General features: G+C 68.1%; 21 protein-coding genes. 8 read left to right on the plus strand and 13 right to left on the minus strand.

Translation table 11 applies throughout. The annotated features are described in order from the left end of the window. Nucleotides 1-18: 18 nt before the first annotated feature. Both AC1RLW_RS04325 and AC1RLW_RS04330 read left to right on the plus strand, forming a co-directional pair. A complete protein-coding gene (locus AC1RLW_RS04325; RefSeq protein WP_493192298.1) occupies nt 19-957 on the plus strand; it encodes a glutathione S-transferase family protein in 939 nt (312 codons plus the stop codon). 109 nt (nt 958-1,066) lie between these two features. Further along, on the plus strand, nt 1,067-1,972 hold the full coding sequence (locus tag AC1RLW_RS04330; RefSeq protein WP_062471360.1) for an SDR family oxidoreductase: 906 nt from the start codon (nt 1,067-1,069) through the stop codon (nt 1,970-1,972). Nucleotides 1,973-2,005: 33 nt separating this feature from the next. On the opposite strand, the gene AC1RLW_RS04335 is transcribed toward AC1RLW_RS04330, so the two are convergent. Continuing rightward, entirely contained in the window at nt 2,006-2,692 is a 687-nt protein-coding gene (locus tag AC1RLW_RS04335) for an FMN-dependent NADH-azoreductase (RefSeq protein ID WP_070060663.1), read from the minus strand. Between the two features lie 133 nt (nt 2,693-2,825). Between AC1RLW_RS04335 and gcvA the strand changes: the two genes are divergently transcribed. Continuing rightward, nucleotides 2,826-3,731, plus strand: a complete 906-nt coding sequence (gene gcvA, locus AC1RLW_RS04340; RefSeq protein ID WP_493192299.1) for a transcriptional regulator GcvA — start codon at nt 2,826-2,828, stop codon at nt 3,729-3,731. 50 nt (nt 3,732-3,781) lie between these two features. After that, nucleotides 3,782-4,423 (plus strand): ABC transporter ATP-binding protein, encoded by a 642-nt coding sequence (locus tag AC1RLW_RS04345; protein WP_493192300.1) that lies wholly within the window; start codon nt 3,782-3,784, stop codon nt 4,421-4,423. Here AC1RLW_RS04345 and AC1RLW_RS04350 read toward each other — a convergent pair whose 3' ends face one another. Together AC1RLW_RS04350 and AC1RLW_RS04355 are read right to left on the minus strand one after the other, a co-directional pair. Beyond that, complete coding sequence (locus tag AC1RLW_RS04350; RefSeq protein ID WP_493192301.1) at nt 4,424-4,951, minus strand: GNAT family N-acetyltransferase; 528 nt, start codon at nt 4,949-4,951, stop codon at nt 4,424-4,426. Nucleotides 4,952-4,978: 27 nt separating this feature from the next. Beyond that, nucleotides 4,979-5,959 (minus strand): GlxA family transcriptional regulator, encoded by a 981-nt coding sequence (locus AC1RLW_RS04355; protein ID WP_493192302.1) that lies wholly within the window; start codon nt 5,957-5,959, stop codon nt 4,979-4,981. Between the two features lie 156 nt (nt 5,960-6,115). Here AC1RLW_RS04355 and AC1RLW_RS04360 point away from each other — a divergent pair, with 156 nt between their 5' ends. After that, nucleotides 6,116-6,955 carry a dienelactone hydrolase family protein gene (locus AC1RLW_RS04360; protein WP_493192303.1) on the plus strand — a complete coding sequence of 280 codons (840 nt, stop codon included), beginning with the start codon at nt 6,116-6,118 and terminating at the stop codon, nt 6,953-6,955. On the opposite strand, the gene AC1RLW_RS04365 is transcribed toward AC1RLW_RS04360, so the two are convergent. Next, nucleotides 6,919-8,115: an MFS transporter gene (locus AC1RLW_RS04365; RefSeq protein ID WP_493192304.1), complete on the minus strand. Its 1,197-nt coding sequence runs from the start codon at nt 8,113-8,115 to the stop codon at nt 6,919-6,921. The genes AC1RLW_RS04360 and AC1RLW_RS04365 overlap by 37 nt on opposite strands. Before the next feature lie 90 nt (nt 8,116-8,205). Between AC1RLW_RS04365 and AC1RLW_RS04370 the strand changes: the two genes are divergently transcribed. Then, nucleotides 8,206-9,168, plus strand: coding sequence for a LysR family transcriptional regulator (locus tag AC1RLW_RS04370; protein WP_095948546.1), 963 nt, complete (start codon nt 8,206-8,208; stop codon nt 9,166-9,168). Here the strand turns inward: AC1RLW_RS04370 and AC1RLW_RS04375 are convergent. The 3 genes from AC1RLW_RS04375 to AC1RLW_RS04385 all read right to left on the minus strand — a co-directional run bounded on the left by AC1RLW_RS04375 (nt 9,117) and on the right by AC1RLW_RS04385 (nt 12,538). Further along, nucleotides 9,117-9,881 (minus strand): fumarylacetoacetate hydrolase family protein, encoded by a 765-nt coding sequence (locus tag AC1RLW_RS04375; protein ID WP_493192305.1) that lies wholly within the window; start codon nt 9,879-9,881, stop codon nt 9,117-9,119. The genes AC1RLW_RS04370 and AC1RLW_RS04375 overlap by 52 nt on opposite strands. A 301-nt stretch (nt 9,882-10,182) precedes the next feature. Further along, complete coding sequence (locus AC1RLW_RS04380) at nt 10,183-11,160, minus strand: Bug family tripartite tricarboxylate transporter substrate binding protein (RefSeq protein WP_159276971.1); 978 nt, start codon at nt 11,158-11,160, stop codon at nt 10,183-10,185. A 133-nt stretch (nt 11,161-11,293) separates the two neighbouring features. Then, nucleotides 11,294-12,538, minus strand: coding sequence for a pyridoxal-phosphate-dependent aminotransferase family protein (locus tag AC1RLW_RS04385; protein WP_307638170.1), 1,245 nt, complete (start codon nt 12,536-12,538; stop codon nt 11,294-11,296). Between the two features lie 121 nt (nt 12,539-12,659). Here AC1RLW_RS04385 and AC1RLW_RS04390 point away from each other — a divergent pair, with 121 nt between their 5' ends. Both AC1RLW_RS04390 and AC1RLW_RS04395 read left to right on the plus strand, forming a co-directional pair. Then, on the plus strand, nt 12,660-13,373 hold the full coding sequence (locus AC1RLW_RS04390) for a GntR family transcriptional regulator (protein ID WP_307638171.1): 714 nt from the start codon (nt 12,660-12,662) through the stop codon (nt 13,371-13,373). A 9-nt stretch (nt 13,374-13,382) separates the two neighbouring features. Then, a complete protein-coding gene (locus tag AC1RLW_RS04395; RefSeq protein WP_493192306.1) occupies nt 13,383-16,439 on the plus strand; it encodes an FAD-binding and (Fe-S)-binding domain-containing protein in 3,057 nt (1,018 codons plus the stop codon). Between the two features lie 27 nt (nt 16,440-16,466). Here the strand turns inward: AC1RLW_RS04395 and AC1RLW_RS04400 are convergent, their stop codons facing one another. Genes AC1RLW_RS04400 through AC1RLW_RS04425 form a run of 6 tightly spaced genes read right to left on the minus strand, consistent with a single transcriptional unit; the run spans nt 16,467 to nt 23,641 of the window. Then, entirely contained in the window at nt 16,467-20,273 is a 3,807-nt protein-coding gene (locus AC1RLW_RS04400; RefSeq protein WP_493192307.1) for a pilus assembly protein, read from the minus strand. Nucleotides 20,274-20,322: 49 nt separating this feature from the next. After that, nucleotides 20,323-20,826: a type IV pilin protein gene (locus AC1RLW_RS04405; protein ID WP_493192308.1), complete on the minus strand. Its 504-nt coding sequence runs from the start codon at nt 20,824-20,826 to the stop codon at nt 20,323-20,325. A 4-nt stretch (nt 20,827-20,830) separates the two neighbouring features. Continuing rightward, a complete protein-coding gene (locus tag AC1RLW_RS04410; RefSeq protein ID WP_493192309.1) occupies nt 20,831-21,439 on the minus strand; it encodes a pilus assembly PilX family protein in 609 nt (202 codons plus the stop codon). After that, nucleotides 21,436-22,440, minus strand: a complete 1,005-nt coding sequence (locus AC1RLW_RS04415; RefSeq protein WP_493192310.1) for a PilW family protein — start codon at nt 22,438-22,440, stop codon at nt 21,436-21,438. The genes AC1RLW_RS04410 and AC1RLW_RS04415 overlap by 4 nt, the downstream gene beginning before the upstream one ends. Then, nucleotides 22,437-23,036: a type IV pilus modification protein PilV gene (gene pilV / locus AC1RLW_RS04420; protein ID WP_493192311.1), complete on the minus strand. Its 600-nt coding sequence runs from the start codon at nt 23,034-23,036 to the stop codon at nt 22,437-22,439. Before pilV ends, AC1RLW_RS04415 begins: the two co-directional genes overlap by 4 nt. Further along, complete coding sequence (locus AC1RLW_RS04425; RefSeq protein ID WP_493192312.1) at nt 23,033-23,641, minus strand: GspH/FimT family pseudopilin; 609 nt, start codon at nt 23,639-23,641, stop codon at nt 23,033-23,035. Before AC1RLW_RS04425 ends, pilV begins: the two co-directional genes overlap by 4 nt. Nucleotides 23,642-23,780 lie beyond the last annotated feature (139 nt).

The following is a 23,780-nucleotide window of genomic DNA, read 5'->3' on the forward strand; positions in this document are numbered from 1 at the left end:
ACCTCCACGAAAGACACCATGGCCGACCTCATCCTTCACCACTACACCACCTCGCCGTTCTCGGAAAAGGTGCGCACGATCCTCGGCGCCAAGCAGCTGGCGTGGAAGTCGGTCTTCATTCCGCCGATCATGCCCAAGCCCGACGTGGAAGTGCTCACGGGCGGCTACCGCAAGACGCCGTTCCTGCAGATCGGCGCCGACATGTACTGCGACAGCGCGCTCATCGCCGACGTGCTGGAGCACCTGCAGCCCGAGCCCACGCTCTACCCGCAGCCCGAAAAAGGCATGTCGCGCATCCTCGCGCAGTGGGCCGACACCTCGCTGTTCTGGGCCGCGATGGCCTGGAGCCTGCAGCCCAAGGGCGCCGCCGAGGTGTTCGCCAAGGCGCCGCCCGAAGCCATCAAGGCCTTCGGCGAAGACCGCGGCAAGATGAGCGCCGGCAACATGACGCGCCTGCGCCCGGCCGACGCCACCAGCGCCTACAAGTCGTACCTGCGCCGCCTGTCCGACATGCTCGACGACAAGCCCTTCCTGCTGGGCGAAGTGCCGTGCATCGCCGACTTCTCGGCCTACCACCCGCTGTGGTACACGCGCCGCATCGAGGCGGTGAAGGGCATCCTCGATCTGACGCCCGCGGTGCTCGACTGGATGGACCGCATGGCGGCCATCGGCCACGGCACCTCGTCGAAGTTCTCCAGCGACGAGGCCATCGCCGTCGCCAAGGCCGCCACGCCGCACACGCTGCTGACCGACAGCACCTTCCAGGACGACCACGGCATTGCGCTGGGCAGCGCCGTCACCATCCGCGCCGAGAGCTTCGGCCTCGAAGAGACGGCGGGCACGCTGGTGGCTGCCACGCGCACGCACTACACGCTGGAACGCAGCAGCGAGCGCACGGGCACGGTGCATGTGCACTTTCCGCGCATCGGGTATGTGTTGAAGAAAGCAGAGGCCTGAAAACGCCCGGTGCGGGCGCGGGTCGGGGCACCTTCGTGACTGCGCCGGCGCGCGTTCCGTATTTCAATAGGGGCTTCCGCTTCAACGTCAGAGACAAGGACACCGGCAAATGATCCAGGACTTCAAGGGCAAGACCGCCGTACTCACCGGCGCAGGCTCGGGCTTCGGCCTCGAATGCGCGCGCATCGGCGCCGCCCGCGGCATGAACCTCGTGCTGGTCGACGTGCAGCAGGACGCACTCGACAAGGCCAAGGCAGAAATGGAAGCCTTGGGCGTCCAGGTGCTGGCGCGCAAGGTCGACGTGTCGGATGCGGCCCAGATGGAAGCGCTGGCCGCCGCCGTCAAGGAGCGCTTCGGCGCGCCGCACTTCGTGTTCAACAACGCCGGCGTGGGCGCGGGCGGCCTGGTGTGGGAAAACACCGTGGCCGACTGGGAATGGGTGCTGGGCGTCGACCTGTGGGGCGTGATCCACGGCGTGCGCCTGTTCACGCCGATGATGCTCGAGGCCGCCGCCAAGGACCCGAGCTACCGCGGCCACATCACCAACACCGCCAGCATGGCCGGCCTGCTCACGCCGCCCAACATGGGCATCTACAACGCGGCCAAGGCCGCCGTCGTGAGCCTGACCGAAACCATGTACCAGGACCTGAACCTGGTCACCGACCAGATCGGCGCCAGCCTGCTGTGCCCGTACTTCGTGCCCACCGGCATCACGAGCAGCGAGCGCAACCGCCCGAACGCACCGAAGGACACCGAACTCACCAAGAGCCAGCTCATCGGCCAGGCCATGAGCAACAAGGCGGTGAGCAGCGGCAAGATCACGGCCGCCGAGGTGGCGCACAAGGTGTTCGAAGCCATCAGCGACAACCAGTTCTACGTGTTCAGCCACCCCAAGGCACTGGGCAACGTGAAGAGCCGCATGGAGAACATCGTGTCGATCACCAACCCGGCCGACCCGTTCCTGGAGCGCCCCGAGATCGGCCAGAAGCTGCGCGAGCAGCTGCGTTCCGCTTGATCCCTTCCTGAGGCGGCCCCTCGCGGGTCGCCTTCAGCCGGCCTGCACCTTCGCCTGCAGGTCGCGCACCAATTGCTCGATGCCCGACAGCGCCTCGGCCATCGAACGTTCCAGCAGGTCGCCGCGGTCTTCCGCATGCTCGACCGCGATGTCGTGCACCTCGCGCAGCCCGACCAGGCCCAGCGCGGCCTTCACGCCCGGCACCAGGAAATTCAGATGCGCCTGCATGCCGCCGGGCCCGAAGCCGCTGCTGCCGTGCGCGGTGAGCAGCACCGTGCGGCGCGGGCGCTCGGCCAGCAGCGGCACGTAGGGGTCGTCCAGGCTCGGGTCCATGTCGAAGGTCTCGCCGACGCGCACGATGTTGTCGATCCACGCCTTCACGGTGGCCGGCGCGCTGTAGTTGTACATGGGCGTGCCCATCACGATCACGTCGGCGCGGCGCAGCTCGGCAATGAAGGTGTCGCTCTCGGCCAGCACCTCGTGCATCCAGGGCTCGCGCGCTTCGGCGGGCGTGTAGGCGCTGTGGATCCAGTCGCCGGTGACCGCCTGCGGCGGCGCGATGCCGAAGTCGCGGTAGATCACCTCGTCGTGTGGGCGGGCCGCCTGCCAGGTGCTGACGAAGTGGTGGCTCAGGCGACGCGAATGCGAGCCGTGGACGACCGAGCCCGAACGGCCGGAACGGGGGCTGGCATCGATGTGGAGCAGGGTGGTGGTGGTCATGGCGTGGTCCTCGGTTAGATGAAGGGAATTCAGCTGTCTGCTTGACATGGTTCCCAATTTATCGAAGCATTCATGGCCGGACAAACGACGAATTTTTCTCGCTGCAGAAAATTGAATTCATCTATTCCACGCCATGGCCCTCCTGCGTTCCCTGCCTCCGCTGGCCTCGCTGCGCGCCTTCGAGGCCGCCGCGCGCCATTGCAGCGCCAAGCTCGCGGCGAACGAGCTGTCGGTCACGCCCACGGCCATCAGCCACCAGGTGCGCCAGCTCGAGGAGTCGCTGGGCGTGGCGCTGTTCGTGCGCCAGCCGCGCCAGCTCGTGCTGACGCCGCAGGGCCGCGAGCTGCAGGTGGTGCTGAGCGATTCGTTCGCTGCCATGGCCCAGGCCGTGGCGCGCCTGCGTGCGCCGCCCGAGCGCAGTGCCATCACGCTGTCGACCACGCCCGCCGTGGCCGCGCGCTGGCTGCTGCCGCGCGTGGGGGCGCTGCGTGCGGCGCATCCCCGGCTCGACCTGCGTATCCACGCCTCACACGACGCGGTGCCGCTCGACGGCCTCACGGCCGACGTCGCCATCCGCTACGGCAAGGGCCAGTGGCCGGGCCTCGTGGCCGAGAAGCTGTTCGACACCGTCTTCGCGCCGGCCTGCAGCCCCGCGCTCAAGCTGCGCCGCCCGGCCGACCTCGTGAAGCACACGCTGCTGCATTTCGCGGTGCCGAACAGCAAGACCCAGCCCGGCACCTGGGCCGCATGGCAGCAGGTGGCCCAGGTGCCCGGCCTGGACGTGACGGCCGGCCCCGTGTTCTCCGACGAGACCCACACCGTCTCGGCTGCGCTGCAGGGGCAGGGCGTGGCACTGATGGGCCTGGCGCTCATCGCCGACGAACTGCGCGCGGGCAACCTCGTGCAGCCCTTCGGGCCGGTGCTGCAAGGCTCGCCGTTCTACCTCGTGTGCCCGCAGGCGCGGCGTGACGATCCGAACGTGGCGGCGGTGTTCGAGTGGGTGAAGGGGCTGTCGCCGTTGGACGCCGGCGGGGTCTGAATCACGGCAGCGACACAATCGCGTTCATCGCCGTTTCGTTCCCCCTTCTCATGCGAACTTCCCCGACTTCTTCCCTCCTGCAGATCCAGAACCTGCGCTTCGCGTACCCCGACCAGCCTGCGTTGGCCGATGGCTGGTCCACCGCCATCGGCGAGGGCGTCACGCTGCTGTACGGCGACACCGGCAGCGGCAAGTCGACCTTGCTGCGCGTGCTGGCGGGACAGCAGCCCGCATCGGCCGGGCAACTGCGCGCGGCCGGCGTGGCGCTCGACGCCGAGCCCGCCGCCTACCGGCGCCAGGTCTTCTTCTGTGAACCGGCGTCGGAAGCCTTCGACGCGCTCAGTGTGCAGGCCTGCACGGCCTTGCTGGGCGAGGGCGATGCGGGGTTCGACAACGCCGAGTGGCAGCGCCTGGTCGAGGCCTTCTCTCTCGTGCCGCACCTGGAAAAGCAGATGTTCATGCTGTCGACCGGCTCGCGCCGCAAGGTCGGGCTGGCCGCCGCGCTCGCATCGGGGCGGCCCGTGGTTCTGCTGGACGACCCGGTGGGCGCGCTCGACGCGCGTTCGATCCACGGCCTGTGGCAGGCGATCGGGCGGCGCGTTGCGCAGCCGGGGCGGGCGGTGGTCGTGGCGAGCAGCGAGCGCGTCACGGAGGTGCCGCTGGCCGCCTGCATCGAGCTGCCGCTGGCCTGATCAGCGGCGCGGTGTCGCCATCACGTGGTTGTCGTGCGGCTTCCCGCCGAGCATGAACTGCGTGAGCCCCATCGCGACCAAGCCTTGCTTTTCGTAGAACGCGACGGCGCGCGGGTTCTTCGCGTACACCGCGAGCCACAGGCCGTCGCTGCCCGTGCGTGCATGAGCGGCGCTGCGGGCTTCGCGCAGCAGCATTGACCCGACGCCGCTGCGCTGGAAGGGTGACTGCACGTAGAGCGTGCGCAGCTCGGTGTCGCAGCCCGGCACCAGCGGCTGCGCGGCACCGAACTGCAGCAGCGCATAGCCCACGAGCTGGTCGCCGACCTGCGCCACGCGCAGCGCGACGTGGAGCGATTCCGACCACGCGGCGAACGCGGCCGGCGTGAAGGTCGAGAGCACGTAGCGCCCGAGCACGTCGTTCACGCCGTCGGTGGCGTAGGTGTCGAGCCAGACCTGGATCGCGAGCGCGGCAAGGGTGTGCGCGTCGGCTGCGGTGGCGGGGCGAAGGACTACGGGCGGACGGTTCATGGTGCGGCGCATTCTGCGGCAAACGCGTCACGTCGCCTGCAGCGCCGACCGGAACCGGCTCGGCGGTGCACCGGCCGACTTGCGCATCAGCCGCCGCAGCGCCGTCGCGTCCTCGTAGCCGACCTGCGCCGCGACCTGCTCGATGGTCATGCGGCTGCTTTCGATGAGCAGGCGCGCGCGGTTCAGCCGCACGCTCTGCACCAGCGCCAGCGCCCCCAGGCCAGTGGCGGCGCGCACGCGCCGGGCCAGCGTGCGCTGCGACATCGCGAACTCTTCGGCCAGCGCGGCCACGCTGGGCGGCGTGGGCAGTGCGGCCTCGATGCGCCGCGTGAGCCGCGCGACCAGCTCGTTGCCGTTGGACAGCATCGACGGCACGACGAAGGGGGCCTGCGCCTGGCGACCGTCGATCAGCAGCACCTTGCTTACGGCCTCGGCCAGCGCGGGGCCGAAGCGCGTGCGCAGCAGATGCAGCATGAGGTCCGACTGCGCAAAGGCCGCGCCCGCCGTGCTCACCGGCCCATCGGCGCAGACCATGCGGTCGGCATCGACATGGCAGGCCGGTTCGAGCCGGCGCAGCTCGGGCGCCAGCCACCATGAGGTGGTGACGCGGCGCTGCGCCAGCAGGCCGGCTGCCTGCAGCAGGAACACGGCCGAGCACGAAGCCGCGACCGCGCCGCCGCGTGCGGCATGGCGCCGCACCGCGTCGATGGCGGCGCGGGCGTGGTCGTCGGTCAGGCGCAGTGCGAGGTCGGCCGGTTTGTCGACGCCGAGGCCGGGCACGATCCACGTCGAGCCGTCGGCGCGCGCGCGGCGGGGCATGGCGAGGGTGTCGATCTGCAGGCCGTTGCTCAGCGGCACGCTGCCGCCATCGGGCGACACCACGCGCCAGGTGGGGCGGGGCATCTGGTGGCGCGGTGCGAGCGTGGCGGCGGCCGCCAGCACGTCGAGCGTGACGGCGGTGCTGGTGGCGAAGCTGCCCGGAAGGACGAGAACGGTGAAATCGTGCATGGCAGAAAACGCCTGATAGGCGTCTGAATGGACACTGGCAGTCTAGTGCGTGCTCAGGTGCAATGGGCATCGTCGCAACACCGAAAGTGCCTTCGTGTCCCACATCCTTGCCCTTGCTCCTCACGGCGCCCCCCCGCACGCCCGGGAGGCCTTGCCATGACCGACCCGCTCGACGACTTCACCCGCCGCGAGATCACGCTCGACGGCGCCACCAAGGCGGTCTACGTGGCCGGCACCGGCCCGGCCGTGATCGTGATGACCGAGATGCCCGGCATCAGCCCGCACGTGGCGCGTTTCGCCCGCTGGGTGCGCGAGGCCGGCTTCACGGTCTACATGCCGTCGATGTTCGGCCGCGACGGCGCCGTGCCGGACGCGGAAGAGGGCAAGGCCGTGTTCCAGCGCGCCTGCGTGAGCGCCGAGTTCCGCGCCTTCGCGGGCAACGCCTCGAGCCCGGTGACGCAGTGGCTGCGCGCGCTCGCGCGGCTGGCGCATGCGGAATGCGGCGGGCCGGGCGTGGGCGCCATCGGCATGTGCTTCACCGGCAACTTCGCGCTCACCATGATGCTGGAACCGGCGGTGCTGGCGCCCGTGCTGTCGCAGCCGTCGCTGCCGCTGGACAACCCCGGCGGCATCGAGATCTCGCCGGAAGAGATCGCCCAGGTGCGGCAACGCCTGGAGCGCGAGGACCTGACCGTGATGGCTTACCGCTTCGAGGGCGACCGCTTCTGCCGGGCCCAGCGTTTCGCGGCGTACGCGGAGGCGCTGGGCGATCGCTTCGTGGCCCGCGTGCTGCCCGATAGCGCGGCCAACACGCGCGACTTGCCGTCGTTTTTCTCGCAGGTGGTGGCCAGCCCGCACAGCGTGGTGACGGCGCACCTGATCGACGAGGCCGGCCAGCCGACGATTGCGGCGCGCGACGAGATCCTTTCGTTCTTCGCGCGCCGCCTGGGGGTTGCGGATCAGGCCCGTGCCGAGGCGCCGTCGGCCGGCAGCTGACCGGTCTTTTGCGCACGACGGTCGAGCGCGCGGCTCCACAGCGCGATCGCCAGGCCCACGAGCGTGAGCAGCGCGGCCACCCAGCCCAGCGCGCGCAGCCCCGGGCCGTGGTCGATCGTCACGCCGCCGACCCAGGCACCCAGCGCGTTGCCGAGGTTGAAGGCCGCGATGTTCAGGCTCGACGCGAGGTTCTGGCCCGCGCCCGAGGCCTTCTCGAGCACGCGCAGCTGCATCGGTGCCACCGTGGCGAACGAGGCCACGCCGAGCAGGCCGACGAACATCACGGCGGTGAACGGCGTGCCGATGGTGAACTGCATCGCGCCGAGCACCACGGCCAGCGCCACCAGCGTGCCGAGCACGGCGGCCATCGGTGCGCGGTCGGCCAGCTTGCCGCCCAGGATGTTGCCGACGGCCAGGCCGCCGCCGAACACCAGCAGGACCGGTGACACGGCCGATTCCGAGAGGCCGGTGACCTGCGTCAGCAGCGGCTGGATGTAGGTGTAGACCACGAACACGCCGGCAAAGCCGAGCACCGTCATCGCCAGGCCCAGCAGCACCTGCGGGCGGGCGAGCACGGCCAGCTCTTCGCGCAGCGGTGCCGGCTTGGCCTCGCCCTTCATGCGGGGCACGAAGGCCGCGAGCACCACGAAGGCCAGCACGCCGATCAGCGTCACGGCCCAGAAGGTCGAGCGCCAGCCCAGTTGCAGGCCCAGCCACGCGCCGGCCGGCACGCCCAGCAGCGTGGCGGCGGTGAGGCCGGTGAACATGATCGCGATGGCCGAGGCGCGGCGTTCGGGCGCCACGAGGCCGGTGGCGACCACCGAGCCGACGCCGAAGAAGGTGCCGTGCGCCAGCGAGGTGATGACGCGCGCGGCCATGAGCATTTCGTAGTTGGGGGCGAGTGCACAGGCGAGGTTGCCGAGCGTGAAGATCGCCATCAATGCGAGCAGCACGGTCTTGCGCGGCAGCTTGCGGGTGGCGATGGTGAGCACGGGCGCGCCGACCGCGACCCCGAGCGCGTAGCCCGAGATCAGCAGGCCGGCGGCCGTGATGGAGACGTGAAGGTCTGTCGACACCTGCATGAGCAGGCCCATGATGACGAATTCGGTGGTGCCTATTCCGAAGGCACCGGCGGTGAGGGCAAGGAGAGCGATGGGCATGATGCCTGTACTGTGCGGACGATCGGCCTCGATGACTAGAATGCCGCCAGTACATGCACTTGTGAATTCAAGTCACAGTAAAGGAAGGCCATGCCGCGCATTGACGTCAACCGCTCCGGTGAAATGGAGGCCTTCGTTCAGGTGGTGGAGGCGGGCGGTTTCTCGGCGGCGGCGCGGCTGCTGGACATGACGCCCTCGGCGGTCAGCAAGCTGGTGGCGCGGCTCGAGCTGCGCCTGGGCATCCAGCTGGTGCACCGTTCCACGCGCAAGCTGCAGCTCACGCCCGAGGGGCTGCATTTTTATGAGCGCAGCACGCGCGTGCTGGCCGACATGGACGAGGCGGAGCGTTGCGCCGCGGCCGGTGCGGCGCCGCGCGGGCGGGTGAGCATCAACGCCAGCGTGTCCTTCGGGCACCACAAGCTGGTGCCGCTGGTGCCGCGCCTGCTCGAGATGCATCCGCAGATCACGCTCGACATTGCGCTGACCGACCGCATCGTCGACCTGATGGACGAGCGCGCCGACATCGCGATCCGCTGGGGCCAGTTGCCGTCGTCCGACCTGGTGGCGCGGCGCCTGGGCGAAACCAGCCAGGCCATCGTGGCCGCGCCGGACTACCTGGCGAAGTACGGCACGCCGCGCACGCCGCAGGAGCTGGAGGCGCACAACCGGCTGGGCTGGAGCTACCGGCGCAACACGCCCGACTGGCCGTTGCGTGTCGATGGCCGCATGGTGATGCTGCCGGTGGCGGGGCCGGTGCGCGCGGGCGACGGTGAGACGCTGCGGCAGCTGGCAATTGCGGGGGCGGGGGTGGCGCGGTTGTCGCTGTATCACATCCAGCACGACATCGATGCCGGCCGGCTGGTGCCGCTGCTCGAGGAGTTCAACCCGGGCGAGATCGAGCCGATCCACGCGGTGTACATCGGCAAGGCCGGCACGCTGCCCGCGCGGGTGCGGGCGGTGCTCGACTTCCTGGTGGCGTGTTCGGGCGTGGGTGGCGGGCGTTACACGCTCAAGCGCACGGCGCCGATGCCGGGGAACTCGGCTGTCACCTGATCGCCGCGGCGGCAAGGCAGCACGCCGACCCACGAGCCGGTGGTGACGACGGTGCCGGCGGGCACGGTCTGGCCGTGGCGCGTGAGGTGGCGCAGCCAGATCGGCAGTAGCCAGGCCGGATCGGCCAGCGGGTGCGTGCCTTCGCGCACCACCGTTTCTGCGTCGCCGATCTTCGTTTCGCAGCGCTGCGAGGCCCAGTCGACGGCGGCGTACGGTTGCCACTCGCCGAGCACGAGTGCGCCATGGACCTGGGAATCGGCCAGGCGCAGCAGGGCGGGTGTGGCGGCCAGGTCTTGCCAGCGGGCATCGACGATTTCGACCGAGACGGCCATGGCGTCGATGAGCGCTGCCGAGTTGTCGTGGTCGAGTGCGGCGGCTTGTGCGGGTGTGACGTCCTGGCCGAGCCTTAGTGCAATCTCTGCTTCGATGCCGGGGGCGTGAAATGTGAGGTCGCTGAAGTTGGCGGGACTCTGGCGCACGCCGGATGGGGGCAGCGGGGCGTGTGTGAGCGTGGCGCTGCGGGAGCTGCCGCCGGACTTCCAGGTCTTCGGAACACCGTCGAACCAGCCGAGGGCTGCTGCTACGGCGTCTTGCACTTCATACGCTTGCGGTGCGTCTGGCAGGGCGTCGGTCCACGGGGTGGCGTCGAGCGTGCGGTTGGCCTGGCGTGCGGCGATGAGGGCTTCGGTGAGGGCTTTTAGGTCGGGCGTCATTTTTGGATCTTCTCAGTTTCTTCTGGATCGTTCATTCAGGGCGCGTGCACAGGCCACCGGGTACTTCCCTCCGCGAATGTCCCCCGCCTTCGGCTCCTCCTTGATTTCGCTGCGGGAAGCACCCAGTGTCCTGGGCACATGGACGCGCTGCTGGTGCGCGGCCGATCAACAACCGCTCTGAACTCGCTCACGCCGATGGGGTGCCTTGCGCAGCGAAATCAAGGAGGAGGGGCGCAGCCCCGGGGGACATTCGCGGAGCAAGGTGCCCCGTCGGCGTGAGCGTCGCCCTGAACAACGACCCTCAAGTCTCGACCTGCACCTTGCCATCCTTCACCACCTTCGCCCACTTGGCGATCTCGGTGCTGATGAACTGCTTGAACTTGTCCTGCGAACCGCCGCCGTCTTCCGCGCCGTAGGTGTCGAGCCGTTCCTGCACATCGGGCATCGCGAGCACGGTGTTGACGTCGCGGTTCACTTTCTGCGCGATGGCCGGGGGCAGCTTGCCGGGGCCGGCCAGGCCGTACCAGGTGGTCGCTTCGAAGCCGGCGAAGCCTTGCTCCTGCATCGTCGGCACGTTCGGATGGCCCTTGGCGCGCTTGGTGCGCGTCTGCGCCACGGCGAGCACGCGGCCGTTCTTCACGTGCGGGGTGGCGGCGGTCATGGTCTCGAAGCTGTACTGGATCTGGCCGCCCATCAGGTCGGCCAGCAGCGGGCCGCTGCCCTTGTAGGGCACGTGCAGCGCATCGACGCCGCCCTGCAGCTTGAACATCTCCAGCGCCAGGTGCTGGGCCGAGCCCGCGCCGGCGGAGCCGAAGCTCACAGTGCCGGGCGCGGCCTTGCAGGCGGCGACGATGTCTTTCACGCTGAGGGCCTTCTGGCCCGGGTTGGCGATGAGCAGGTTGGGCGTGACGCCCACGAGCACGATCGGCACGAAGTCGCGCTCGACGTTGTAGCGCAGCTTGGGCTGCAGGCTGGGCGCGAGCGCGTGGCTGTTGATGTGGGCCATGAGCAGGGTGCTGCCGTCGCTGGGCTGCTGCGCCACGTAGTCGGCCGCGAGCACGCCGGCGACGCCGGCCTTGTTCTCGACGATGACCTGCTGGCCCCACATGATGGTGAGCTTCTGCGCGACCACGCGCGCGAGCGCGTCGGTGCCGCCGCCGGGTGGAAAGCCCACCACGATGCGCACCGGGCCCGTGGGCCACTCCTGCGCGAACAGCCGGGGCACGCCCAGCGTGGCGGCCGCGCCGGCGGCGGCCTGGATCAGGGAACGTCTTTGCATCTTCTTTGTCTCCGTCGGTTGGGGAATCCGATGCGTGCCGGGAGCCGCTTGCGCGGGCCCGGCAGGGTGGTGGTGGACCGCCGCATCGTTCGAGCGATGCGCTGCGGCCCGTGTGGGTTGGCGTGCGCCGGGGTCAGGCTGCTTTTTGCAGGCCGACCGGTGCGGCCTGGTGGCTCGCGAAATAGTCCATCGCCGCCTGCACGCCGCTGCCCGCCAGCTTGATGCCGCTGAGCTTCATGCCCATCTCGACACCCGCGACCATGGCCACGAGCGTGAGGTCGTTGCTGTCGCCCAGGTGGCCCATGCGGAACATGCGGCCCTTGAGCTTGCCCAGGCCGGTGCCCAAGGAAAGGTCGAAGCGCTGGTGGATCAGGCGGCGCACGGCGTCGGCATCGACGCCCTCGGGCGTGATCACGCCGGTGAGCACGGGCGAGTACACGGAGGGGTCGGCGCACTGGATCGGCAGGCCCCAGGTGTTGACCGCGGCGCGCACGCCGGCGGCCCAGCGCTGGTGGCGCGCGAACACGTTGTCCAGGCCTTCGCCGAGGATCATGTCCAGCGATTCCGAGAGGCCGTACAGCAGGTTGGTGTTGGGCGTGTAGGGCCAGTAGCCGTCCTTGTTCATCTCGACGATCTCGTCCCAGGCCCAGAAGGCCTTGGGCAGCTTGGCGTGCTTGGCCGTTTCGAGGGCGCGCGGCGAGAGGGCGTTGAAGCTGATGCCGGGCGGCAGCATCAGGCCCTTCTGCGAGCCGCTCACGCAGACGTCGACACCCCATTCGTCATGGCGGTAATCGGCGCTGGCGAGGCCCGAGATGCTGTCGACCATGAGCAGCGCGGGGTGGCCCGCCGCGTCGATGGCCTTGCGCACCGAGGCGATGTCGGAGGTGACGCCGGTCGAGGTTTCGTTGTGCACCACGCACACGGCCTTGATCTTCTTCTCGGTGTCCTTGCGCAGGCGCGCCTCGATGAGCTCGGCCTGCACGCCGCGGCGCCAACTGGGGGCGTTGGGCAGGTGGGCGTCGGTGCCGGTGTAGGCCAGGAACTCGGTCGACAGGCCCAGGCGCGTGGCCATCTTCTGCCACAGCGATGCGAAGTGACCGGTCTCGTACATGAGCACGTGGTCGCCGGGGCTGAGCGTGTTGGCGAGCGCGGCTTCCCAGGCGCCGGTGCCGGAGGCCGGGTAGATCGCGACCGGGTGCTTCGTCTTGAAGATCTCCTTGATGCCGCCGAGCACCTTCAGGCCCAGCGTGCCGAACTCGGGCCCGCGGTGGTCGATGGTGGGCAGGCTCATGGCCCGCAGGATGCGGTCGGGGACCGGGCTGGGGCCGGGAATCTGGAGGAAGTGACGGCCGGTGGGGTGGATGTCGAGTTGCAGCATGGGCTCTCCTTGTGCGCTCAGTTTTGCATTCAAAATGCATTTATGTATGCTGGTTTACACCTATAAACCCAGGTTGTATCGGCTATTTTTTGCATTCAAAATGCAGACAAGGGAACCCCATATGACCGCTGAAATCATCGAAATCTCCAGGCTGGCCTTGCATGACCAGGTGGCGTCGCGCCTGCGCACCATGCTGGTGGAGGGGCGCATCGCGCCCGGTGCCAAGCTCAATGAACGCGAGCTGTGCCTGCAGCTGAACGTGTCGCGCACGCCGCTGCGCGAGGCCATCAAGCTGCTGGCGGCCGAGGGGCTGGTCGACCTGCTGCCCAATCGCGGCGCGGTGGCGGTGAAGCTCACCGAGGCCGACGTGCTCAACACCTTCGAGGTGCTGGCGATGCTCGAGGGCATGTCGGGCGAGCTGGCGGCCAAGCGCATCACCGACGAGGAACTGGCCGAGGTGCGCGCGCTGCACTACGAAATGATGGCCTGCTTCGCGCGGCGCGACCTGTCGGGCTACTACCGCCTGAACGCGCGCATCCACACGGCCATCAACGACGCGGCGGCGAACCCGGTGCTGTCGAACACCTACCGCTCGATCAATGCCCGGGTGCAGTCGCTGCGCTTTCGCACCAACCAGGACGAGACCAAGTGGAAGCACGCGGTCGAGGAGCACGAGCAGATGGTGCAGGCGCTGGCCGCGCGCGACGCGCAGGCCATGCGCAAGGTGCTCACGGCGCACGTGCTGCGCAAGCGCGACACCGTGCTGGAGCTGCTGCGCGCCGGGCAGATCTACCCGCAAGCCAAGAGCAAGAGCACAACCAACAAAGCGAGCTGACACCCCACCATGCGCATCGATCCCGCCAGCCACATGCAGCCAGCCGGAACCGTTCTTCCGCCCAACGACACCTGCGAACTGCTGGCGCGCCGGCTGCGCACCGACACGCAGGGCGAGGTGCTGTTCGACGACGGTTCGCGCGGGCGCTACGCCACCGACGCGTCGATCTACCAGATCACGCCGGTCGGCGCCTTCGTGCCCACGAACGAGCGCGACATCGCCACCGCCATCGACATCGCGCGCGACCTGAAGGTGCCGGTGCTGGCGCGCGGCGGCGGCACCAGCCAGTGCGGCCAGACCACGGGCGCGGCGCTGGTGATCGACAACAGCAAGCACTTTCGCAAGGTGCTCGAGGTGAATGTGGAAGAGGGCACCGCCACGGTCGAGCCGGGCCTGGTGCTCGACCACCTGAACGCGCAACTGAAGCCGCACGGGCTCTGGTATCCGGTCGACGTGTCGACCAGCGCACAGGCCACGCTGGGCGGCATGGCGGGCAACAACTCCTGCGGCTCGCGCTCCATCGCCTACGGGAACATGGTGCACAACGTGCTGGGCGCGAGCGCGTGGCTGTCGAGCGGCGAGCTGGTTGAGTTCGGTCCGGTGGGCACGCTCGGTGCGCGCGCGGCGGGCATCGCGCAGTTCGTGCACGGGCTGGCGCAGGAGCACCGCGACGCCATGGCGCAGCAATGGCCCAAGGTGATGCGCCGCGTGGCGGGCTACAACCTCGACATCTTCGACAACCAGAGCGAGAAGCCGTACACGGCCGACGGCAGCGTGAACCTCGCGCACCTGCTGATCGGCGCCGAAGGCACGCTGGCCTACACCCGCAGCCTGAAGCTCAAGCTGGCGCCGCTGCCGCGCGCCAAGGTGCTGGGCATCGTGAACTTCCCGACCTTCCATGCGGCCATGGACGCGGCGCAGCACATCGTGAAGCTCGGGCCGACGGCGGTGGAGCTGGTCGACCGCACGATGATCGAGCTGAGCCTGGCCAACCCCGCCTTCAAGCCGACCGTGGAAACAGCGCTGATCGGCAAGCCCGCCGCCATCCTGCTGGTCGAGTTTTCGGGCGCCGACAAGGCCGCATTGCTGCCGCAGCTGAAGCGGCTGATCGAACTGATGGGCGACCTCGGCCTGCCCGGCAGCGTGGTCGAGATGCCCGACGACGGCCGTCAGAAGAACCTGTGGGAGGTGCGCAAGGCCGGTCTCAACATCATGATGAGCCTCAAGGGCGACGGCAAACCCGTGAGCTTCATCGAGGACTGCGCGGTGCCGCTCGAACACCTCGCCGAATACACCGACGCGCTGACCGAGGTGTTTGCCAAATACGGCAGCCGCGGCACCTGGTATGCGCATGCCTCGGTGGGCACGCTGCATGTGCGGCCCATTCTCGACATGCGCGCCGACGGTGCGGCCAAGATGCGCGCCATTGCCGAAGAGGCCAGCGCGCTCGTGCGCAAGTACAAGGGCGCCTTCAGCGGCGAGCACGGCGACGGCCTGTGCCGCGGCGAATGGATCGAATGGCAGTTCGGGCCGGCGATCAACGAGGCCTTTCGCGCGATCAAGCAGCAGCTCGATCCGATCGGCCTGTTCAACCCCGGCAAGATCATCGACCCGCCGCGCATGGACGACGGCGCGCTGTTCCGCTTTGCGCCGCCCACGGCGCCCAGGCCGTACCGCCGCATCGAATTGAAGCCCGTGCTCGACTGGTCGGGCTGGAACGTCAACGCCGACCCGGTGACCGAGGTGACCACCGCGCCCGGCACGGGCGGCGACAGCACCGGTGGCCTCGCCAAGGCCGTGGAGATGTGCAACAACAACGGCCACTGCCGCAAGTTCGACGCCGGCACCATGTGCCCCAGCTACCGCGTGACGCGCGACGAGCAGCACCTGACGCGCGGCCGCGCCAACACGCTGCGCCTGGCGCTGTCGGGCCAGCTCGGCGCCGACGCCTTCACCAGCGAGGCCATGCACGAGACCATGGACCTGTGCGTGGGCTGCAAGGGCTGCAAGCGCGACTGCCCGACCGGCGTGGACATGGCGAAGATGAAGATCGAGTTTCTCGACCACTACAAGAAGCGCCATGGCCACACGCTGAAAGACAAGCTGGTCGCCTACATGCCCGACTACGCGCACCGCGCCAGCCGAATGCCCTGGCTGCTGAACCTGCGCAACCGCGTGCCGGGCGCGGCATGGCTGGGCGAGAAGATGCTGGGCTTTTCGGCGAAGCGCTCATTGCCCGAATGGCGCACCGACACCTTCTGGCGGACGAAGGCCGCGGTGGCGGCCGGCCTGTTTTCCGATCAGGCCTCGGTGCTGGCTGCGGCGGCGCGCGGCGAGAAGGTCGCCGTGCTGTTCGTCGACACCTTCAACGGCACCTTCGAAAGCGAGAACGTCTTTGCGGCGGCGCGCGTGCTGCACGCCGCGGGCTATGCGCTGCACACGGTGGAGAAGGGCGGCGGGCACCACTGCTGCGGCCGGACCTTCCTGGCCAGCGGCATGGTGGACGAGGCCAAGATTCGCGCCGGGGCGCTGATCGATGCACTGCTGCCACTGGCGCAGGCCGGCGTTCCCATCGTCGGGCTCGAGCCCTCGTGCCTGCTCACGCTGCGCGACGAAACGCTGGTGATGGGCTTCGGCGACAAGGCGCAGGCCGTCGCGAAGCAGGCATTGCTGTTCGAGGAGTTCATCGCCCGCGAACGCAAGGCAGGGCGCTTCGAACTTGCACTGAAGCCGGCCACCGCACCGATCCTGCTGCACGGCCACTGCCACCAGAAGGCCTTCGGCGCGGTGAGCCCGATCATGGAGGTGCTGAAGCTGATTCCGGGCGCCGAGCCCGAGCTGATCGAGAGCTCGTGCTGCGGCATGGCCGGCAGCTTCGGCTACGAGGCGAGCCACTTCGAGGTGTCGATGCAGATGGCCGAGGCGAGCCTGCTACCGGCCATCCGTGCGCGGCCCGATGCGATCGTGGTGGCGGACGGCACGAGCTGCAGGCACCAGATCGGCGACGGCGCGCAGCGCGAGGCGGTGCATGTGGCGGTGCTGCTGGCGCGGCACATGATGCTCTGAGGCGGCTGCGGTTTTCTCTTTCGGCACTCAGAAGGGTGGCGAGACCACCTGGCGCCAGCTGCGGCGCCAGGTGCGGGAGTCCGGGCAGCCGTCACCGGCTTTCTGCGTGCCGCCCACGCCGGTGAGAAAGCCGGTTTCGTTGGTGCAGCTGCTCCTGGGCTTGCCGTCCGGCTGGCCTTCGTTGGGCTGGCCGACCATGTTGCGCGAGTTCACGTTGCCGCGCGTGAAGCCGCCGCTAGGGATCGAGACGACCGAATACGCGTCGAAGCTGCCGTTGCCATCCACGTCGAAGGAGTTCTTGTTCTTGCCGGTGAGTGCGTCGAGCACGTAGATGATGTTGGGCAGGCTGCCCGTGGCCGTGCAGGATTCGATGCCCTGTTTCTTGTCCTCCGGCAGGAAGGACGAGACGATCACGCTGCTGCCCAGGTTGGCGAGGTCGCCGACCACGCGCTCGCCGTTGGCCATCGCGCCGGGGTGGGTGATGGTGCCGAGGTTCAGTTGCCATCCCTTCTTGGTTTTCCAATCGACGGCATTCGTGCTGAGCTGGTAGAAGTCCTTTCCCTCCTCGATGCCGGCGCCGGTCTTCGCCACAGGAATGATGGTTTGCGTCACGAGGTTCGAGGTGCTGAGCGCGACGGCGCCGGCCTTGTCGTCGCCTCCGATCGGGGTCTGGTCCCAGAGTCCGTAGAGGGCCTGCTTCGTGGCCGGCATGGCCAGGTCGTCCTCGTCGAGCAGGATGCCCGTGCCGATCACCACGATGGCGCCGCACTGCGAGGTGGCGCTGTAGGTGCACGTGCTTCCGTCGCCCGGGTGGACCTGCCAGGTCGGCGCCGCGTAGATAGGCTGCTTTTTGCCCAATGGCGTGGTGAAAAGCCGCCTGGGAACCGAGGCCGCGAGCTTCGCACTTCGCAGGTCGAAGCGCCACAGGTTGCCATTGGCGTCGCCGGCGTAGGCCGCCACGATGCGGCGGGTGCTGTCCCGCACCGCGACCACGCCGCCCAGGCCGCGGTTGCCGCCGCTGACCTCGCCGCCATAGCCCGTGGGGAGTTGAATGAACTGCTTGAGCTTGCCGGTGAGCGCCTCCACCACGTACAGCCCGACCTTCTGCGTTTCGGGGTAGTGGCCGTTGCCGGTCAGCATCACCCAGGTGCCGTCGTCCAGCTGGCCCGCGGCGGGGTTGTTGGTCACATGGCCCAGGTGGGGATAGTCCTTGTGCTTGTTGTTCACTTCCCAGAGGAAGTGTTCCTTGCCCGGGGTCCGGTCGGCGTTGTTCAACGGCGATTCCAGTCCGTACATGAAAGGGCCCGCGCGTCCGCCCGTGCCCAGCACCAGCTGGCGCCAGGTGTTCTTTTCGCCGGCCGGGGTCTGGCCGTTCCTGTCGTACACATCCTGCTCGACCAGCGGGCCGTCGAGCGTGTAGCGAAAGCGGAAGTTCGCGCTGGCGAGGTCGATCTGCGAGGCCATGGCGCCCTTGGGCATGAACGCGGCCAGCTCGCTGCCTGCGGCGTCGCTCCTGCCGGCGTTCAGCACATGGACCTTGCCGTTGTTGGTGGCCGCGAAGATGGTGGGAGGGCGCGTGGTCTTGAGTGCCTTGTAATCGGGGTAGGTGTCCTTGCCGTCGACCGAGCCGAAGGTGCCGTAGCCCATGTCGAAGCGTCCCCCCACGAACACCGGCGGCGAGTTGACCGAGGCGCCGATGGGCTGCCTGCGCAGCCGGTAGACCGTGCCGTCGGCATCCTTCTGCGGGTCCTCGCCCAGCAGGTAGCGGACAAAGCGTTCGTCGGTGGACTGCTGCTTGTCGGCATTCAGCAGGGCCTGGAGATCGTTCGGCAGGTCGCTCAGCCGGGTGCCGTAGGTGAGCGCCGTGCGCTGGGCGCTCCCGGGGGCGTTGGGGTCGTAGTTCGAGAGGGCAAGGATCGTGCGCTTGTCCACGGCCGTCATCCTGGCATTGGCCGACCAGGCTGGCTTCGGCTTTCCGGCATCGTCGAAGACAGCGTTGGCGCCGTCGGCATTCAGCGCGAAGGCCTTGATGTCGCCGCTGTTGTCGGCCGTCTGGTACTCGGTCGTGTACTTGTACTGGCCCTGCAGCGTCTGGAACTCGTTGCTGTTGCCCGATACCGCCACGCCGGCGTCGTTGCCGGAGCCGACCATGCTGCTCAAGGCGTTGTCGAGCGCGCGGCGCACGTCCTCGCCCGAGTACACGCTGTAGGCACGGCCGCCGCCGGTGAAGCCGGCACGGATGAAGTCGTCGACGCGCCGGGCGTCGCCCGCGTCCGATCCGTCGAGGTTCAGGTTGCCGGTTGCCCACTGCGGCGGCGTGACCGGATTGCCCGCGAGCCAGTCGCTGTTGTACTTCTCGATCTGCGCCCACGTCAGCCCTTTCTTGAGGGGTGAGTCGCCCGAGGGCGTGAGGCCCCAGCCGATGGTGTACGTGGTCATGTTCTGCCAGAAGGTGGGGTTGTGCTGGCCCTCCACGGGTGGCACGTCGTTGGACAGGGTGTTGGAGAAATCCGTGTGCCAGAAGTAGCGGGCCGTGAGGTCGGCGAAACCGTTGCTGCTGGTGCCGCCATCGCTGTAGGGGATGTAGAGGTTTCTGGCGCTCAACCTTTGGGGCAGGTCCAGGCTGTCGCGGGCGGGAGCGCCCTTGGGGTCGTATTTGAACTTCGCTGCACTTCCGGCAGGCTTGCCGTCGTAGTTGGTGCTGGCGGTCGTGGCTGTGAAGCGAGTGTCGATGTCTTGCGCCGTACCCGAGTTCCAGGCGCCATCGGACAGCACGATGGCGTAGGCGCGCCTGCAGCTCAATTCACCGCTCGTCACGTCGTTGGGATCGTTCTTCCAGGGGTGGGTCAGCGAGGAGGTCGCATAGGTCGCGGTCTCCTTTCCGGCGTAATAGTCGGCGGCGAGTCTCAGGGCGTTGTGGCTCGGCGTTCCTCCGTTGGGGACGATGTCGTAGATCCAGCTATAGAACCTGGACTTCCATTTCTGCCCCGAAGCGGTGGACTCGTCCTTGAAGTAGTTGACGCCGCTGACGATGTGCTCGGCGGGTTTGGCCGGGTTTCTCGGATCTACTTCCGCCACGCTTTGGTTGTATTGAACGTACCCGACCCTGAACTTGTTGTCGTAGCTCTGCATCGCTAGGCCCAGCGCGGTGCTGACGGCGAGTGCGCGGTTGCGGTACCACGTGTACCAGTTCGCGATGTTCTTGCGCTCCAGCGCCGCGGGGCATTCGTTGGCGCTCCCGCAGTCGGTCCGCCTGTGTCCGGGTGGCAAGGGGACATCGCCGACATCGAGCGCCCCGATGGTGCTGACTGTTCGATTGGCCTCGGTGGAACAGTCGTTGTTCTTGCACAGAACGTAGGTGAACTTCTTGGTGCTTGTCGTCGTCCCCGCTTCGTGCAAAGGCCTTCTGTCGGTGGACGACTGGTTGTTGATGAAAGAAACCGGGTTGGGCTTTTCCTTTCCGGTTGCATCAACTCTGGCGCTATAGGTGATCGCCGGGTTGTAGTACTGGGTGTTGATGTTGCTGGACCGCATCGAATACCACCCGTACTTGCCCCTGCAATCCTTCTCTTCTCCCTTGCACTGGTCGTTGACCGCATACCCGTCCTGCATCTCGTCGTCCATCGACCCGGAGTTGTCCAGCACGAACATCAGATTGGGCTTGGCGCCCGGCACGGCGTTGTACAGCGGGGCCTGGCTTGGCGTCGTGGCGGCCAGCGCGTCGCCGATGGAAAGAAGCGCCGCGCCCCACGCGGCAGCGAGGCTGACGAAGGTTCGCAGCGTGCGTGCGGCCTTGGCGGGTGCCGGAACAAGAAACGGGCGCGTGGCGGTCATGCGGTTTTCCCTGCGGTTGAAAGTGGGGTGCTGACGAGGCGTGCGAGATTCATCGCCAGCACTCCTTCGTCAGCAGTCCCGCGACCTCGTCGTCCATGTCCTTCACACCCAGGCCGCTCAAGGTCAGCGTGCCGCACCGATCGCCGGTCATGCTGCCGGTGCGGGTGGCCTTGAGGATGTAGCTGGGTGGGGTGTCGCGCGCGAAGACGGCGATGGTGTAGTTGGCGGCGCCGGACTTCGGTGACTGCTGCAAGGCCTTGGGCAACAGGCTTTCTGCGCCTTTCTTCTGCTCGGTCTCCTCGCCGGCATCGCCCGCGGCAGCTGTGTAGCGGTCGTTCGCCGAGTAGTAGCGCTGCATGAACTGCGCGGCCTCCATCAGGATGCCCTGGGCTTCGGCGCGCTTGGAGCGGCGCACGTGCTCCTGGTAGTTCGGCAGCGCGATGGCGGCCAGGATGGCGACGATCGCGACGACGACCATGACTTCGATCAGCGTGAAGCCGCGGCGGGAGCGCGAAGAAGCAGAAGGCAGGTGTGGCATGGCGATGAAGGTCATGGAGTCATTTGTTGCGCGTCAGCACGGACTGCAGCCACGCTTCGGCGCCCTGGGTGGCGATGCCGGTCGACGTCTCGAACCTGGCGTTGTTGGCAAAGCCCCGGGCGGTGATCAGGTAGCCGGTCAGGCTGGGCGTCGAGGTGGTGGCGATCTTCTGGATGAGGCAGCGCGGTTCGATCTCCAGGGGCGTCGCGTCGACCGTGGTGCCGGTGGGCTTCTTGTTGACGTAGGCCTTCGGAACGACGATCGCGCTGTTGCCCACCCAGCTGGCCTTCTTGCGCCATGCCGCGGTTTCGTCGAACTCCGAGCCGATGGGGGTCGTGATGATCCGGGCGCGCATGCCGACGGAGGCGTACTCGGTGTAGTCCTTGTCGTCACCGTCGAAGATGGCCACCTGTTCGCAAAAACGCAGCGCGGTCTCGGCGGCCTCGCGCGCGACCTCGGTTGAACGGATGCCGTTCACGCTGCGCTCGCTCTGCGTGGCATTGCGGATCGCGAAGGTGCCGACCAGCGACAGGATCACGACCAGGATCAGCGTGACGATCAGTACGACGCCGCGTTCGTACGCACGGCCGGCGATGCGGCGCGGAAGAGGGGATGGCTTCGTGTTCATGGGGTGATCAGGCGGTTGCGCAGCAGCACCGTGGTGGTGAAGGTCCTGCGCAGGTAGCCGTCGGTGCCGGTGCGGTCGGTGTTGTCGCATCGCTTGTAGGCAAGGCCACCGTCGGGCACGTCGCGCACCGGCCGGTCGCTGCGCATCTGCAGGCACACGCGCACGCTCAGCACGCGGCTCCAACGGTCTTCGGCGAGATCGGCAAGAACGCCGCTGCCGGGCAGGGCATCGACACCCGCGGCATCCAGGTACTTGACGATCTGGTGTCGCAGCGGGTCGTAGGTGGCCGCCAGTTCGATGCTGGGACGGCTGGCCACGCCGTACAGAATGCGCATGCTCTCGACGTTGGCGAGCAGCGGTTGCGAGGCACCGATGGCGTTGACGGTGTCGCGCTTTTCTATCCCGCGGCACGACAGCATCGGCGCCGTGCTCGCGTCTGTCACCAGATAGCGGTTGTCGGCCAGTGCGTAGTTGGCGGGTGGGGGCGCGCCGGGTGCCGGCGTGGGAGACGGGTTCACCTGCGACGGCGTGAGCGCGTTGATGCCGTTGCCCAGACAGTTCGTCGCCAGCTTGGCGTCGGTGCCCGTGGGCATGGTGTTGTCGGTGGTGGCTTCGTAGCGGATGGCGATGGCGTCGCTGCCCTTGCCCGTGCACGACAGCTTGTCGAAGGCGGCTGCGGCGTCGGTGAATCCGCCGGTGCATCCACGCACGGCGGGGCCGGCGTAGTTGCCCATCACCGTGGCGCCGTTGCTCGGGATGAGCTGCTGCGAATAGCCGGCCTGCTTGAGCTGCTGCTGGATCAGGTTGAGCGCGAGGATGCCGTCCTCGTTCAACTGCGTCTCGGCCTGCGACAACTGGCTGCTGCGGCTGGAGGTCGAGAACGTGGACAGGGCGGCTGCCAGGATCACCAGCCCGATCGTCAGCGAGATCATCAGTTCGATCAGCGTGAAGCCACGGACCGGGTTGCGCCTGCGCGGGGGAACAGTGAAGACGGCGCTCACAGCGTGATCCGGAAATACATGCAGTTCACCTCTGCCGGGGCCGCGATGTTGGCGCCGGCGATGGGGCAGGCCTGGTGCAGCCCGAAGCCCACGTCCTCCGCGATGGCGCGCCAGATCAGCCAGATGTTCAGCACGCGCGTGGCCGGCAGGCCGTTCACGCCGGAGGCCGCGTCGACCAGTTCCGTCGTGACGTAGGCCGTGCCGCCGGGCAGTCGGTTCCCGACATTCGTGAGCCACTGCGCGAGGTCGTAGGCGGCAATGGCCGCGCCGCAGGTGTTGACCGGCTTGTCGGGAACGGAGGTGTCGACCTCGCACGCGGCTGGCGGCGGCGTGGGGTCCGTGGAGGCCGCTTCGCGCGCGCTGGCGTTGTAGGCCTTGGCGTGGGTGTAGCCGGCAAAGCCCGCGAGGTTGGCGCGGGCGCGTTCCGCGTAGTCGTTCACCAGGCTCAGGCCGGTGGCGCGCATGCGCGAGAACTGGTTGTACTTGAGGGCCGCCGACGTGAGCCCGGCCATGCCGAACAGGCCGATGGCCAGGATGACGATGGCGACCAGCACCTCGATGAGGGTGGCGCCGCGCTGTTGTGTGGGGCGCTTCATTCGTCGTTGCCCGAACAGTCTTCACCCTCCGCGGCGTAGCGGATGCGCCCGGGCTTGCTGATGCACAGCGTCTTGCGTGCCCATGGGGTGGCACTGGCTGTTTCGAAACCGGGGGCCTCGACCGTGATGCTGTTGCTCCCCGAGCTCACCAGACCATTGGGCAGGAAGACAAAGCGTCCGGCTTTGCCCAGAGCAATCTTCGCGATGCCAGGCAGTGCGTCCTGTCGCAACAGCACTTCGTCTGTCGACTCGGAATAGGCGAAGTCGCCGTCGCGGTCGTTCTTGGCGAAGACGATCCAGCCGGCCGCGAAATCGTTGCCGCCCGAGCCGGTTTCGCACTCGACCGCGGTGCCTGCGCGCAACTGGCAGACGACGACGGGTCTTGCGCGGGCAATGGCTTCGGTGCGTGCGGTGCGCAACGAACCGGTCACGGCGTTGACGGCGTTGGACAGCCGCCATTGCACGATGAAGCGCGTCATCGAAGGCGCCGCGATGCCGATCAGGATCGCGAGGATCGCCAGCGTGACCATCAACTCGATGGCCGTCAGTCCGCGTTGGTCGCGCAGCCGCGCCGGCCGCGAAGAATCGCGTGGCCTCATGTGCATGTGTCTCCCTGTTGTTTTGGAATTTCAGCCGACAACTTCTGGGCGCGAGACTAGGGGGCGATGCACATGTCCGACAACGGCTTGCCGACGTTCGGCGCGTTCGAAAGGATGAGCGGAAATGCCTCGAAGCGCCGAATGA

The organism is Variovorax sp. GW822-FHT04A09, from assembly GCF_058801005.1.

Excerpts from the sequence above, each read along its gene's own strand:
- AC1RLW_RS04325 (WP_493192298.1), top strand. The coding sequence starts at position 19 with ATGGCCGACCTCATCCTTCACCACTACACCACCTCGCCGTTCTCGGAA.
- AC1RLW_RS04330 (WP_062471360.1), top strand. The coding sequence starts at position 1,067 with ATGATCCAGGACTTCAAGGGCAAGACCGCCGTACTCACCGGCGCAGGC.
- AC1RLW_RS04335 (WP_070060663.1), bottom strand. The coding sequence starts at position 2,692 with ATGACCACCACCACCCTGCTCCACATCGATGCCAGCCCCCGTTCCGGC.
- gcvA (WP_493192299.1), top strand. The coding sequence starts at position 2,826 with ATGGCCCTCCTGCGTTCCCTGCCTCCGCTGGCCTCGCTGCGCGCCTTC.
- AC1RLW_RS04345 (WP_493192300.1), top strand. The coding sequence starts at position 3,782 with ATGCGAACTTCCCCGACTTCTTCCCTCCTGCAGATCCAGAACCTGCGC.
- AC1RLW_RS04350 (WP_493192301.1), bottom strand. The coding sequence starts at position 4,951 with ATGAACCGTCCGCCCGTAGTCCTTCGCCCCGCCACCGCAGCCGACGCG.
- AC1RLW_RS04355 (WP_493192302.1), bottom strand. The coding sequence starts at position 5,959 with ATGCACGATTTCACCGTTCTCGTCCTTCCGGGCAGCTTCGCCACCAGC.
- AC1RLW_RS04360 (WP_493192303.1), top strand. The coding sequence starts at position 6,116 with ATGACCGACCCGCTCGACGACTTCACCCGCCGCGAGATCACGCTCGAC.
- AC1RLW_RS04365 (WP_493192304.1), bottom strand. The coding sequence starts at position 8,115 with ATGCCCATCGCTCTCCTTGCCCTCACCGCCGGTGCCTTCGGAATAGGC.
- AC1RLW_RS04370 (WP_095948546.1), top strand. The coding sequence starts at position 8,206 with ATGCCGCGCATTGACGTCAACCGCTCCGGTGAAATGGAGGCCTTCGTT.
- AC1RLW_RS04375 (WP_493192305.1), bottom strand. The coding sequence starts at position 9,881 with ATGACGCCCGACCTAAAAGCCCTCACCGAAGCCCTCATCGCCGCACGC.
- AC1RLW_RS04380 (WP_159276971.1), bottom strand. The coding sequence starts at position 11,160 with ATGCAAAGACGTTCCCTGATCCAGGCCGCCGCCGGCGCGGCCGCCACG.
- AC1RLW_RS04385 (WP_307638170.1), bottom strand. The coding sequence starts at position 12,538 with ATGCTGCAACTCGACATCCACCCCACCGGCCGTCACTTCCTCCAGATT.
- AC1RLW_RS04390 (WP_307638171.1), top strand. The coding sequence starts at position 12,660 with ATGACCGCTGAAATCATCGAAATCTCCAGGCTGGCCTTGCATGACCAG.
- AC1RLW_RS04395 (WP_493192306.1), top strand. The coding sequence starts at position 13,383 with ATGCGCATCGATCCCGCCAGCCACATGCAGCCAGCCGGAACCGTTCTT.
- AC1RLW_RS04400 (WP_493192307.1), bottom strand. The coding sequence starts at position 20,273 with ATGACCGCCACGCGCCCGTTTCTTGTTCCGGCACCCGCCAAGGCCGCA.
- AC1RLW_RS04405 (WP_493192308.1), bottom strand. The coding sequence starts at position 20,826 with ATGACCTTCATCGCCATGCCACACCTGCCTTCTGCTTCTTCGCGCTCC.
- AC1RLW_RS04410 (WP_493192309.1), bottom strand. The coding sequence starts at position 21,439 with ATGAACACGAAGCCATCCCCTCTTCCGCGCCGCATCGCCGGCCGTGCG.
- pilV (WP_493192311.1), bottom strand. The coding sequence starts at position 23,036 with ATGAAGCGCCCCACACAACAGCGCGGCGCCACCCTCATCGAGGTGCTG.
- AC1RLW_RS04425 (WP_493192312.1), bottom strand. The coding sequence starts at position 23,641 with ATGCACATGAGGCCACGCGATTCTTCGCGGCCGGCGCGGCTGCGCGAC.